The following is a 13,312-nucleotide window of genomic DNA, read 5'->3' as shown; positions in this document are numbered from 1 at the left end:
CCAAGCGATGATCTCGACCAGAAATAGATGATTTTTTAAGGAATGACCCCGACCTTATGGAAGTCACGCCGATGTTTGGCGATCGACCTCGCCCTGGGGGTTTTCCGTCCGCACCGATGAGGCAGAGGTTCCCGACTCATGCGACAGTCAATCAACCGCGCCACCCACACCCCTTCCGGCCAGGCATCGAAACCCCTTTATCCTCCAGCACCGCGGCCGCAAAAGGCCCCGCTCGGTCCCTTCACCATGCTCCGGCTGTTGCGGCGCAATCCGATCGAGACGTGGACGGAAGCTCATTTCCAATTGCCGATTCTCATCGGTCCAACGATTCTCGGCCAGGTTGCCGTCCTGAATGATCCGGCCGCGATTCGCCGTGTTTTTGTCGACAACGCCTCCAATTACCACAAGGATCGCCTGCAAAAGCGGATTCTCGGCCCTGGCCTCGGTCAAAGCGTTCTCATAGCGGAAGACGCTGATTGGCGCCTGCAGCGGCGTATTCTGGCTCCGCTCTTCACCCCTAAAACCGTGGCGACTTTTGCGAAGGCCACGCAAGAATGCGCGAGCGAAATGGTGGCGCGCTGGCAACGGCTCCCGGAAGAAAGCCCGCTCGACATCCACCAGGAAATGACCAAAATCACCCTGGAAATCCTGGGGCGCACTCTGTTCGCGGACGGGCTCGATCGGCGTCCGGAAGAAGTCACCGCCGCTATGACGCGCTATTTCGAGACCATCGGCAGTCTCGATCCCTTTGACCTGCTTGATTTGCCCAATTGGCTGCCGCGCTGGAACCAATGGCGAGCAAAATCGGCGCTGGATTTCCTCGGCGATACGGTGAGCGCGCTGATCTCGCGACGCAAGCGCCTTCTGGCCAGGGGTGTTCCCAATCTTCAGCGCGATCTCCTGACCCTGTTGCTGGAAGCCGAGGATCCCGAGACCGGTGTGGGCCTTACCGAAACCGAGGTCCAGGCCAATATTGTCGCCTTCATCGGCGCGGGCCATGAGACGACGGCCAATGCGCTCACCTGGTCGCTTTATCTCCTGTCCCTTTCGGAGGAATGGCGCGCGCGCCTCGCGGCGGAAGCCGATCGCGTTCTCGATATGCCCGTTGAAAGCCAGGCCGAGCATCTGATCGAGACGCGCGCCGTCATCGAGGAAGCGATGCGGCTTTATCCGCCTGTCGCCAGCCTGAGTCGGGAAGCCCTGGATTATGACGATCTCGCGGGGCGTCGTATTCGCAAAGGCACCGTGGTCATGGTCTCACAATGGGTCTTGCATCGCCATCGATTGCTCTGGGAGGATCCCGACCGTTTCGATCCCACCCGCTTTTTGCCGGGCCAGCGCGAAAAGATCGATCGCTTCGCTTATCTCCCCTTTGGCGCGGGTCCACGCGTCTGCATCGGCGCCGGCTTCGCCATGCAGGAGGCGACCCTCGTTCTGGCGCAGATCCTGCGCGCTGTTCGCCTGGAAACGAAGAAAGGCTTCAAGGCCGAGCCTGTCCAGCACATTACCCTGCGGCCACGAGGCGGCATGCCGATGATCCTGCACCATCGCCTCCAGCGCCACGGCAAGATACGTCATTGAGACCCCCTCAAGGAAAGATTCTTAAGGAGAGCGTCCTCAACCCAAGGGATAAGCCGCCTCGACCTGATAGGGACCACCGCCTGTCGAAGCCCGTGAGGAAAATAGCACGAAACGCCGCGCCTCGAAGTGCCGTGAGGCAAAAAAGCCACGTTCGGCCAAATAATGGGCGACGGCCGTAGCAGGGCTCGCACGCAGCCGCGCCAGCGTGACATGGGGCGTAAATTTGCGCGGCTCCGGCGGCAGGCCGATACGCCGCAGCAGCCGCTCCTGTTCGGCCTGAAGTTCATTCAGAAGCGGATTGCTCCGAGCCTTGGCGATAATCGCACGAGGTTTACCACCGCCGAATGAATCCAGACTTTCAAGCGTGACCTGGAAAGATGATTTCTGAATAAGGCCGAGCGTCGCCGTGACATCACGCGCCATGGCATCGTCGATATCGCCGATGAAACGCAAGGTGAGGTGATAATTTTCGGCATCGATCCAGCGGGCGCCGGACAGACCGCCGCGCAGCAGGGAGAGATCCTGAGCCAGTTCGGACGGGATTTCGAGGCCAGTGAACAGACGCGGCATGCCTCACCTCCCAATACGCGCAAACCAAGCCAAAGCCGAATCGAGCCGATCGAGAGCGCCAGGATCGGTTTCCGGCGGTCAACTTCCCAAGCTTTGCACGAAACGCTCAGCCAGGGGCAAAAATTTCTCGACGATCCGTTCCACGCCCTCTTGATTGGGATGCACGCGATCGGGCAGTTCCAGCGCTGGATTACCCGCCACGCCGTCCAGGAAAAACGGATAGAATGGTACATCGAACTGCTGTGCGAGAGCAGGATAAATCGCCTCGAATTGTTCCCGATAAAGGGCATCGAGATTGGGTGCCGCCCGCATGCCTGCGAGCAGGGCCTTGATTCGACGCTGCCGCAGCCTGGTCAGGATCTCGGCCAAGGTCGCGCGTGTCGACGCTGGATCGATCCCCCGCAACATATCATTGGCGCCCAGCTCGACAATCACGCCATCGACGCCCTCGCCAAGGCTCCAATCGAGGCGGGCAAGCCCGCCCGCCGCCGTATCGCCGGAGACACCGGCATTGATCAGCCGCACGTCATACCCTTGGTTCCGCAAGGCTTTTTCAAGCACCACCGGAAACGCCGCCTGGGCTGGCAAGAGATAGCCGGCGGTCAGACTATCACCCAGGGCGACGATTTTGAGCGGGTTTGTCGCGGCCCAGCCTTTTCCGCTCATGCCAAGGGCGATGGCTGCGAAAAGGCCCGCCGTGGATTGGAGAAAATGCCGTCGCTGCTTATATGCGGCAAAGGTGGCGTCGGCATCAGCCGCCTTGTTTGTCGCCTCATGGACTACCGTCCTCACCGCATCGGTCGCAATCTCGTTGGTTCGTTTCATCGGCTTGCTCCGATTACAGGATGTCCATTGATCTTCACACGAAAGTGTCGCGCCGTGGACCGAAAAGCCCGGCAGACTGAACCAGGGAAAACCATCCACCCCTCGCGCAAAGATCGAGACCTTGCTTCCAATCTAGAAAGCAAGGTCACGGAAACAAGGAGGTTTGGGCTTTTGGGGACCGGGCGATGACAAAGCAGCAAGCAGGCATAACCTTCCCCGTAATCGAACTCGATGACATTCATCTGAGCCTCGGTCAGGGGGCCGCTCGTGTCCATATTCTCAAGGGGATCAGCCTGACGATCTCGCGGGGCGAAACCATCGGCCTCGTCGGTCCCTCGGGCTCCGGCAAATCCACACTGCTCATGGCCATGGCAGGCTTGGAGCGGCCGGATAGCGGTCGGCTGCTGATTGATGGACAAAGACTCGATGGATTGGACGAAGACGCGCTCGCTCGATTTCGCGGCGCGCGGATCGGCATCGTCTTCCAGAGCTTTCATCTCATTCCGACCATGACCGCGCTCGAAAATGTCGCCATCCCGCTTGAACTGGCCGGCCAGCCCGATGCCTTCGAGCGTGCCGCAACCGAACTCGCCAGTGTCGGCCTCTCGCATCGCCATAATCATTATCCCGCGCAATTGTCGGGCGGCGAGCAGCAGCGTGTGGCCCTCGCCCGGGCCCTTGCCCCCGCGCCCTCGATCCTCATCGCCGATGAACCAACCGGCAATCTCGATGGAGCGACCGGCCAGGACATCATCGATCTCATGTTCGCCCTGCGGCGTGATCGCGGCACGACGCTGGTTCTCGTCACCCATGATCTCGCTCTGGCGGAGCGTTGCGACCGGATGATCAGGCTGCGCTCCGGCGAAATCGAAACCGATGCCATGCGATTACGCGCATGAAAACGACAGCCCAAAACCGCGCCACCGCACGTCCGCTCTCGCCACTGCTTCTCCTGCGCCTCGCTTTGCGCGATCTGCGCGGCGGACTGCATGGTTTCGGCATTTTCCTCGCCTGTATCGCGCTTGGCGTCGCCGCCATCACCGGCGTTGCTTCGCTGTCCCGCTCGCTCGAGGCCGGCCTTGCCGCACAAGGCCGCGTCATTCTGGGAGGCGATGTGGCCTTCGAAACGGTCCAGAGCGAATGGACCGCGCCCGAGGAAAAATTTCTGCGCGCGCATGGCCAGCTATCCAAGGCGGCAACCCTGCGGGCCATGGCCCGCGTTGCCGATGGCAAGAAAGGGAATGGTGGCGAGGCCACGCTCATCGAGATCAAGGCTGTCGATGGGGCCTATCCCTTGGTGGGCGATGTTACCATTGCGCCGGAGCAACCCTTGTCGGAGGCTTTCTCCGAGCGCGATGGCTTTGCAGGAATCGTTGCCGATACCGAACTTTTGACCCGGCTTGGACTCGCGATCGGCGATCCCGTGCGGATCGGCGACAAGCTCTTCATCTTGCGCGGAACGCTCTCGCATGAACCCGACCACCTCGCTGGCGGCCTTGGCTTCGGTCCGCGCGTGCTGATGAGCGAGGCGGCCTTGCGTTCAACATCCCTCCTCGCGCCGGGCGCACTCGTTCATTGGCTATATCGGCTCGCGCTTTCACCCAGCGGTTCTGGCCCGAACACATCCGTCGTCGATAGCCGGGACCTCGACCAATTTGTCGCGGAAACCCGCGCGGCCTTTCCGCAAGCCGGCTGGGAAATTCGGACACGGGACAATATTTCCCCGCAGTTCAGCCGCAACCTCGAACGTTTCACGCAATTCCTGACCCTTGTCGGCCTCACATCGCTGCTCATCGGCGGCGTTGGCGTCGCCAATGCGATTCATGGTTTCGTCGCCCGCAAAAAGCCGGTCATCGCCACCTTGAAAGCCTTGGGCGCGCCAGGCTCCGCTGTGTTCACGCTCATGTTGATCGAAGTGATGTTGATCACGCTCTTGGGCACTATGATCGGTGGTTTGGCAGGATCGGCCCTGCCTTTCGCAGCCCCCGCCGTCGCCACGCTGCTGCCCTTCCCCATCGAGCCCGGCTTTTACCCCGCCGCTTTGGGTGGTGGGATGGTCTATGGCCTTTTGACAGCCCTCATCTTTTCGCTCGGGCCGCTCGGGCGCGCTCATGATGTGCCCGTAGCAGCCCTTTTTCGGGACACCATCGACACCCGGCCCTCCTGGCCGCGTCCGCGTTATCTCCTCTTCACCAGCGTCGCCGCCGCTATCCTGATCAGTCTGCTCTTCCTCTTTTCGCCCGACCGGCGGGTGACCTTGCTATTCCTAACGGCGATGCTTGGGTCCTTTCTCCTGTTGCGCGGCGTCGCTCTTCTCATCATGATCGCGACGCGGCGCCTCCCCCATTCCCGCCGCCTCACTGGACGTCTGGCGCTCGCCAATATCGGCAGGCCAGGCGCGCCGACACCGTCCATTGTCCTGTCCCTGGGGCTCGGCCTGACTTTGCTGGTCGCCTTGACCCTGATCGATGGCAATCTCCATGACGCCCTCGAACATGGGGTGCCGCGACAGGCTCCGAGCCTGTTCTTCATTGGCATCCAGCATAATGAGGCAGCGGCCTTCGAACAGTTTCTCCACAAGGAAGCGCCGAACGGCAAGGTCGAACTCGTCCCCATGTTGCGTGGACGGATCGTCAGCCTCAACGGCCGGCCGGCCGAGAGCGTCACACCGACGCCGGAAACGGCCTGGGCGCTGCAAGGCGATCGTGGCATCACTTTCGCGGATGCAACACCACCGGGATCCTCGCTCGTCGCGGGCGCATGGTGGCCGCATGATTATCAGGGACCGCCGCTCGTTTCCATGGAGGCGGAGATCGCGCAAGGGCTCGGTCTGAGCCTCGGCGACAGGCTCACGGTCAATGTCCTTGGACGCGAAATCGAGGCGAAAATCGCCAATCTGCGAAAAGTGAACTGGCAGAATTTCGGCATTAACTTCGTACTGGTCTTTTCACCGGCGACCTTCGCCGGCGCGCCGGCGACCGATCTTGCGACCTTGACCCTGCCGGGCGGCGTGGCCGACCCTCAAAGTCCCCTGCTGACACGGGAATTGGCCCGCCAGTTTCCCGGAGTCACCAGCCTCCGCGTGAAGGACGCGCTCGATGCGATCAACAATGCGGTCTCGCAATTGGCCATCGCCATTCGCGGCATGTCGGCCATCGCTTTGCTCGCCGCCATCCTGGTGCTCTCGGGCGCGCTTGCCGCCGGACAGCAGGCTCGGCTGCGCCACGCTGTCATCTTGAAAGTACTCGGAGCGACACGCAGCAGGCTTTTGGTAATTTTGTTGCTCGAATATGGCTTTCTTGGCCTGGCGACAGCCCTTTTTGGCATTCTTGCCGGGAGCCTTGCCGCCTCTTTGATCGTCACCAAGCTCATGCATCTGTCTTTTGTTTGGATCTGGCAGCGTGCGCTTGCCGCCGCGGGCGTGGCCCTCGCCCTGACCCTTATTCTCGGGTTGCTCGGGACTTGGCGTATTCTTGGGCAAAAACCGGCTCCCTTCCTGCGGGATCTTTAAGATCAGACCAACGGTCATAATCAATGACCGTTGGACCACTCTTGAATTGTCGCTCTCGCTTTGAAAAAGCGAAAATTCAAGAAAGGAACCAAAGGTCGTTCTTGACGACCTTTGGTATCAGACCAAGTAAAGCCCCCCAAGGTTAAGAGGAGTTCATGGAAGACGCTCTTGTGCCGGCAAGGGTTTGCGCCATATTATTGTCGATGTCCCCCACTCGGGCGGCATATTGAAGGCATTCGCCTCTCCAACTATCGAGGAAATCATGTCTGATTTCGACCGCAACGTTAGCGCCCGCTGGGGGCAGGGCCTGGCAGGGGCCGGTCGCACCACAATCGATCAGGGCCTGCGCGCCTATATGCTGGGCGTTTACAATCATATGGTCATCGGCCTCGCCATTACAGGCCTTGTTGCGCTTGGCACGAATATGCTTGCCGTCGTGCATGACGCCAACGGCCATATCGCCGGTCTCACCGCTTTCGGCCAGGCCCTTTACTTGTCGCCCCTGAAATGGGTCGCCATGCTGGCCCCCCTGGGCTTTGTCCTGTTCATCTCCCTCCGCATCGAACAGATGGCGGCCTCCACGGCAAGAACCCTTTTCTTCGCCTTTGCCGCGACGATGGGTCTCTCACTTTCGACACTCCTGCTCGTCTATACGGGCACGTCCGTGGCGCGGGCCTTCTTCATCACGGCGGCGGCCTTCGCTGGTCTCAGCCTCTATGGCTATACGACCAAGCGCGACCTCTCCCCGATCGGCTCCTTCCTGGTCATGGGCCTGATCGGTCTCGTCATCGCGAGCCTGGTCAATCTCTTCGTGCAGAGCACCGCGTTCCAGTTTGGCCTGTCGATCCTGTCGGTCCTGATCTTCTCTGGCCTCACGGCCTGGGATACGCAGGCCATCAAGGCGATGTATTATGAAAGCGATGGCTACGAAGTCGCGACCAAGAAATCGGTGAATGGCGCTTTGATGCTCTATCTCGATTTCATCAATATCTTCCAGTCGCTGCTGATGCTCACTGGCTCGCGCAACGACTGATTAGTCTAGCGTCCGACATTCAAGAAAAGGCCCTCCGGGGCCTTTTCGCGTTTTCAAGAACTGTCACGGCCCAAACGGACTCACCCCGAGACCAGCTTCAGCTTACGGTCCAAAACCTCGATCACCCGTTTCAATTCATGGCCGCGTTTCAGAATAAGGCCGGTCTGGGTGATCACACTGAAAGCGCCTTGTTTACGCGCGAGTTTCGGATTCTTTTCGATCCGGTAGAGAGGCATTTCAGACGTGCGGCGAAAGATGGAAAACACCGCCTTTTGTGGCATCAGGTCCAAGGCATAATCGCGCCATTCGCCCTCTGCCACTTTGCGGCCGTAAAGGTTCAAGATCTCGCGCAATTCCATCCGGTCAAAGGAGACCACCTCGCCTTGAAGGGGGTTGCCTCCGGGTGCAGGGACGTGAGACGAAGGCTCCAATTTTCGCCGATTGAAACCAAGGGCCTTAAAATCTTCCCCCTCCGTTATCTCATCCATCGGCTCTGTCCTTTTTCTCGGTCCGCTAGAGCATCTTCAAGCGAAACCGACCTGCTCCGCGTCAAGAAGATACGCCAAAACAAAGACCTAAAGCTTTTTCATGATTTACGGGATTATGAAAAGCGCCTCATCATGACGATCACGGCTCTCATGCTCAAGGGGAATGAACCCAGTCTGATAGAATAGTGTCATCTTATCGCGGCACCAAACGGACATTTGCCGAATCTTGGGCGCGAAGCTTCCAAAAAGGGGTGAAAACGCCTTGAAGATAAGCTTCACGCCAGGAAACTGGGGTTCAATCCATCAATTTCCATCTTGAATCTGGTCTCTCGCAAGGCAATATCTAGGCAATAAGGAACCACTCATAATGGCGACACGATAGGGAGCCGGTGGCCGATGCCAGCCGGCAATCCAGGAACGCATCCGGATTGTCGGTCTCATCCTTCCCAATCGTCCGCTGGAGCTGGCTTTAGACTTTTCATCCCCTCTCATCCGTTTCAATCCCATCCCGAGGGAGACGCTCGACCATGACCGAGGCCACGGAGCACAAGAGCTCTGGAGAATCGCAAGTTTTTCAGGCAGATGTCGCCAAGCTTTTGCACCTTATGGTGCATTCCATCTATTCCGATCGCGATATTTTCCTGCGTGAGCTTCTTTCGAACGGCGCCGACGCCTGTGAAAAGCTACGTTATGAAGCCCTGGCCCATCCAGAACTGGCTCCCTCTCCCTTCGCCATCAAAATCAGGATCGACAAGGAAGGCCGACGGCTGATCATCGAGGATAATGGCGTTGGCATGTCGCGCGCCGATCTCGCCGATTCGCTCGGCACGATCGCCCGTTCCGGCACCAAGGCCTTTCTCGAAGCCTTGGGTGAGCAAGGCCAAAACACAAAAGCCGAGGATCAGGAGACCGAGACGGAAGCCGACAAGCCGCAAAAGGCTGGACCTGGCACCGATCTCATCGGCCAGTTCGGCATTGGCTTCTATTCGGCCTTCATGGTCGCCGATCACGTCGACGTCACGAGCCGCCGCGCCGGCTCGAACGAGGCTTTTAACTGGAGTTCCGACGGCAAGGGCACCTTCACCATCGTTCCTGTCCCGGTCGAGGATGCGCCCGCGCCCGGCACGCGCGTCATGCTGCACATCAACGAAGCCTCGCAAACCTATCTCGAACCCTATGAAATCGAACGCATCGTGCGCGAACATTCGAGCGCGCTCGCCGTACCAATCGAAATCATCGAGAAAAATCAGGAAGGCGTAGAGGAACCCCGCCGCCTGACCGATGGCGCCGCCCTCTGGACCAAGCCCAAAAGCGCGATCACGCCGGAAGAATATACGGAATTCTACCGCGACGTCGCCGGCCAATATGACGAGCCGGCCCTCACCATCCATTGGCGGGCTGAGGGACGGCACGAATATACGGTGCTCGCCTTCATCCCGAATTCGCGGCCCTTCGACCTTTTCGATCCCGCCCGCAAGGGACGCGGCCGGCTTTATGTCCGTCGCGTGCTGATCACCCAGGATGCCGAACTGGTACCGCACTGGCTGCGTTTCGTCCGGCTGGTGGTCGATTCAGCCGATCTGCCGCTAAATGTCTCACGCGAGATGATTCAGGAAAGCCCCGTCTTCGCGGCGATCAAGAAAGGCGTCACCAATCGCATCCTGCAAGAATTGACCAAGCTCGCCGACAGTGAGCCGGAGAAATTCGCCAAGATCTGGGAGCATTTCGGCGCGGTCATCAAGGAAGGCCTTTACGAGGACGCTGAGCGCCGCGACAGCCTTTTCAAAATCGCGCGCTTTGCCACCTCGTCCCATGCCGAGGGTGGCCGTACCTTGAAGGATTATGTCGCCGGTCTGCGCGAGAATCAGACGGCCATCTATTATCTTCTCGGCGATGATCTGAAGCGCCTCGCCGTGAGCCCGCAGCTCGAAGGCTTCCGCAAGCGCGGGATCGAAGTTCTGCTGCTTGCCGACCATGTCGATGCTTTCTGGGTGTCAACCGCCGTTGGCTTCGACGGCAAGCCGTTTAAATCGATCACGCAGGGCGCGGCCGATATCAAGAACGTGCCCTCGCTCGAGAATGAGGAGGACAAGGCGGCGGAGCCACCTCCCGGCGGCCTCGCGGCTTTATTTGCCTTCATGAAGCAAACGCTTGGCGATATGGTCGAGGATGTACGCGCTTCCGATCGTCTGTCGGAAAGCCCAGCCTGTCTCATCGCCTCGGACCTTGGTCCCGACCGGCAGTTGGAACGCATGCTCGCCGAACATGGTCAGCTCGGGCGTCTCGCCAAGCCGGTCCTCGAAATCAACCCGACGCATCCATTGATCAAGGCCCTGAACGAGGATCTCACCAGTCCCGACAAGGAAAAGCTCGAGGATATCGTCTGGCTTCTGCTCGATGAGGCCCGTCTGATGGAAGGCGACCAGCCGGCGGACGCGCCCCATTTCGCAAGCCGTCTCACCCGCATCCTCCTAAAGGCTGCACAAAAGGCCTCGGCATGACAAAACAATGGGGAGCGCCCGAGACGGCGCTTCCTCCCATACTGTCTCAGGGGGATTTTCCGGCGGGGCTCCGGCGCGATGAAGCCCAACGCCACCTGACAGCCTTCTTCTCGGCTGCGGGTCTCGAGACGCCGGGGCTCGACGCGCGCCTGCTGCTCTGTGCCGCGCTCGGCATCGATCACGCTGGACTGATTCGTGATCCTGCTGAACCAATCGGCGACAAGGCCAAGGTGCTCGATGCCTTTTGCCGGCGCCGGCTGGCGCGCGAGCCGGTCTCGCGCATTATCGGCGAGCGGGAATTCTGGAGCCTCGACCTCAAACTCGATCCGGCGGTGCTCGATCCGCGCCCCGATACGGAAACCTTGATCGATTTAGTCCTGCGCGAGGTCGGAAAACGGGCTTGCCCGCCGCAAAGAGTTCTCGATCTTGGAACTGGCTCCGGCGCCATTCTCGCCGCCTTGTTGACGGAATGGCCCGAAGCGTTCGGCGTGGGTGTCGATCTTTCGCCCCGCACCTGCGCCATTGCCGCAGGCAATTTCGCCCGGCTCGGGCTCGGCGATCGCGCCGCCGTGTTTTGTGGCCGTTGGAGTGCTGCGCTCAGCGGCCGTTTCGATCTGATTGTTTCCAATCCGCCCTATATCGTTTTGGATGAGATCGACACTCTCGCGCCGGAAGTCAGCCTGTATGATCCGCGTCTCGCCCTAGATGGCGGGCCGGACGGTTTTGACGCCTATCGCGCTCTCCTGCCGCCCCTCGCCTCCCTTCTCGCTGAGGGAGGTTTGGTCGCGCTGGAATGCGGCGCGGGGCAAAGCCCCATCTTGCAAGATCTTTTGAGAGCAGCGCAGCTCGAACCGATGAGCATAGGACTTGACTTGTCTGGGCATGAGCGCGTAGTTCTGGCGAAATCCTTTTCTTGATCTGGAATTCCGTCCCGGCGGTCAAGCGCCCCGCGAAGGATAAGTACATAACGGACAAGAAAGAGAATTTTGACTGTGGGGTCTTGGCGTTTTCTCTGAAAGAGGCTAGCTTGCCGACGTGAGGAATAGCTTGAGGCCACTGCTCCACCATGAAGGTGTCGAGATCCTCAAAGAGACTAGAGTTTTTGGCTGATCCAAAATCCTCTGGCACGGATATTGAGTGATTTCCGTCGGCGATGAAAGTGAATCGCTCACATGCGTGGCAAAAGCTTTAGTCCTTAGAATTCGGATGTTCTCGAAAGGGTCGAAATTTTCATATCACGACCGGCCAATTTATCGCCAAAGCTCTGGCGTGTCCGGCGCGAAAGCCTTGACCTGAGAGCTTTTCTTGCGCGTTTCGCCTGAGAAAATCTCGCATGGGATTCTCTATGAGGATCTCGCATGAGAACTTCGTCACCCGCGCACCCTTGTTTTTCCGCCCCGTGCGATCCTCGGACACACGGACAGGAAAAGACTAACGGGCGCTGTTGAAAGGCTGCGATTACGATGCCAATCAAGGATCATCGATGAGACCAGGTCAGAATAAACGTATGCGTGGTCGTCCGAACAATCGGAAAGGCCCCAATCCGCTCACACGTTCCTACGAGTCGAACGGACCCGACGTGAAGATTCGCGGCACGGCTCATCATATTGGCGAAAAATATCTGCAACTGGCGCGCGATGCGCAATCCGCCGGCGATCCGGTCATGGCGGAGAGCTATCTTCAACACGCCGAACATTATTTCCGCCTGATCGCAGCGGCGCAGCAAGCCCAGCAACAAGCTGCCAATGGCTATCAACGCGCAGCCGGCGAAAGCGATGTCGAGGAAACCGAAGAGGATGAGGACGATTTCGGCGGCGTGCCGGATCGTTTCGCCTCGCCTCTGGAACGTTTCCCGGCGGCAACTTCGGGCGGCTCCAACGCACAGCCTTATGCAGACCGTTCCTTTTATAGCAATAATGGCGGGGACAGGCCGAATTACGAACGGCCCGAGCGGAGCCAACGTCAGGAAACCCGCCAGGAGCGGTCCTATCAGGATCGTTCATTCCAAGAACGCTCGCATCAGGAGCGCCCACATCAAGAACGGCAAGAACGGTCCTATCAGGAACGCTCTTCCTATCAGGAACGCCGCGAACGCAATAACGAGGAGCGCGGCCAGCAAGAGCATCAACAACCTCGCGAACAGACACATCGTTCGCGCGGGCGCGGTAACCGCGATTATCATGGCGAAGGCCAATCACGCGGCGAGCGTTTTTCACAGCGCGAGGACACCCGTCAACCCGCCACCGAGCCGCTGGATACGCAAGGCGCCCTGCCCGCTTTCATCACCGCGCCCGTCCGCCTGCAACCTTCTCAGGAAACGCGCAATCAGGAACCGCGTCATCAAGACCCGGGACTCGACACGCTTCCTGGTATCGTCAGCAACACATCCGAAAGCAACAATGAGGAAGTGACGGGTTTCCACCTGCGCCCCCGCCGCCGCCGTCGCACCAAGGCGGAAATGGCTGTCGAGCAGGGTTTCTCCAATGATACGGCCAATGCCACGGATCCCGTCGGCGATTGAAACCGGCTCGTCCATAGCAATTTTAGGAAATGGAAGAAACCTCGCTTCGGCGGGGTTTCTTTTTAAGCATGAGCGGCGCTTTTTCTTGGGCATGTCCTTGGTCGGAGGGAATTCCCTTCGCGTCAAGAAAATGCGTTTTATCAAAACCTTATAGCTTTTTCGTGATACGGAAATCGCGAAAGGGCTCTTAAATATGCTCAGCCGCGACTTTCCGCCACTTGGCGAAAATAAGGCCGCTTCCTACATGCCTCTCATACTGGCGACCATGATCATGACCGCCGG

The 13,312-nt window shown here is 59.3% G+C and carries 10 protein-coding genes; 7 read left to right on the top strand and 3 right to left on the bottom strand.

What is annotated here, in order from left to right; translation table 11 throughout:
• The first annotated feature begins 138 nt into the window (after window positions 1-138).
• Entirely contained in the window at window positions 139-1,581 is a 1,443-nt protein-coding gene (locus tag BIND_RS04230; protein WP_012383840.1) for a cytochrome P450, read from the top strand.
• 36 nt (window positions 1,582-1,617) lie between these two features.
• On the opposite strand, the gene thpR is transcribed toward BIND_RS04230, so the two are convergent.
• Window positions 1,618-2,151: an RNA 2',3'-cyclic phosphodiesterase gene (thpR, locus tag BIND_RS04225; protein ID WP_012383839.1), complete on the bottom strand. Its 534-nt coding sequence runs from the start codon at window positions 2,149-2,151 to the stop codon at window positions 1,618-1,620.
• Window positions 2,152-2,229: 78 nt separating this feature from the next.
• On the bottom strand, window positions 2,230-2,976 hold the full coding sequence (locus tag BIND_RS04220; protein WP_012383838.1) for an arylesterase: 747 nt from the start codon (window positions 2,974-2,976) through the stop codon (window positions 2,230-2,232).
• Window positions 2,977-3,161: 185 nt separating this feature from the next.
• On the opposite strand from BIND_RS04220, the gene BIND_RS04215 reads away from it, so the two are divergent.
• The 3 genes from BIND_RS04215 (at window position 3,162) to BIND_RS04205 (ending at window position 7,520) form a co-directional block, all read left to right on the top strand.
• Window positions 3,162-3,875, top strand: coding sequence for an ABC transporter ATP-binding protein (locus tag BIND_RS04215; RefSeq protein WP_012383837.1), 714 nt, complete (start codon window positions 3,162-3,164; stop codon window positions 3,873-3,875).
• Window positions 3,872-6,487, top strand: coding sequence for an ABC transporter permease (locus BIND_RS04210; protein ID WP_012383836.1), 2,616 nt, complete (start codon window positions 3,872-3,874; stop codon window positions 6,485-6,487). The genes BIND_RS04215 and BIND_RS04210 overlap by 4 nt, the downstream gene beginning before the upstream one ends.
• A 262-nt stretch (window positions 6,488-6,749) precedes the next feature.
• Entirely contained in the window at window positions 6,750-7,520 is a 771-nt protein-coding gene (locus tag BIND_RS04205; protein ID WP_012383835.1) for a Bax inhibitor-1/YccA family protein, read from the top strand.
• An 80-nt stretch (window positions 7,521-7,600) separates the two neighbouring features.
• On the opposite strand, the gene BIND_RS04200 is transcribed toward BIND_RS04205, so the two are convergent.
• Window positions 7,601-8,008 (bottom strand): DUF2794 domain-containing protein, encoded by a 408-nt coding sequence (locus tag BIND_RS04200; RefSeq protein ID WP_012383834.1) that lies wholly within the window; start codon window positions 8,006-8,008, stop codon window positions 7,601-7,603.
• 527 nt (window positions 8,009-8,535) lie between these two features.
• Between BIND_RS04200 and htpG the strand changes: the two genes are divergently transcribed.
• The 3 genes from htpG to BIND_RS20470 all read left to right on the top strand — a co-directional run bounded on the left by htpG (window position 8,536) and on the right by BIND_RS20470 (window position 13,030).
• Window positions 8,536-10,509: a molecular chaperone HtpG gene (htpG, locus tag BIND_RS04195; RefSeq protein WP_012383833.1), complete on the top strand. Its 1,974-nt coding sequence runs from the start codon at window positions 8,536-8,538 to the stop codon at window positions 10,507-10,509.
• On the top strand, window positions 10,506-11,426 hold the full coding sequence (gene prmC, locus BIND_RS04190) for a peptide chain release factor N(5)-glutamine methyltransferase (protein WP_012383832.1): 921 nt from the start codon (window positions 10,506-10,508) through the stop codon (window positions 11,424-11,426). Before htpG ends, prmC begins: the two co-directional genes overlap by 4 nt.
• A gap of 590 nt (window positions 11,427-12,016) precedes the next feature.
• On the top strand, window positions 12,017-13,030 hold the full coding sequence (locus tag BIND_RS20470) for a DUF4167 domain-containing protein (protein WP_244395959.1): 1,014 nt from the start codon (window positions 12,017-12,019) through the stop codon (window positions 13,028-13,030).
• The last annotated feature ends 282 nt before the right edge of the window (window positions 13,031-13,312 follow it).

Source organism: Beijerinckia indica subsp. indica ATCC 9039 (assembly GCF_000019845.1).
Lineage (GTDB): Bacteria > Pseudomonadota > Alphaproteobacteria > Rhizobiales > Beijerinckiaceae > Beijerinckia > Beijerinckia indica.
This window is presented reverse-complemented; position numbering and strand designations above follow the sequence as displayed.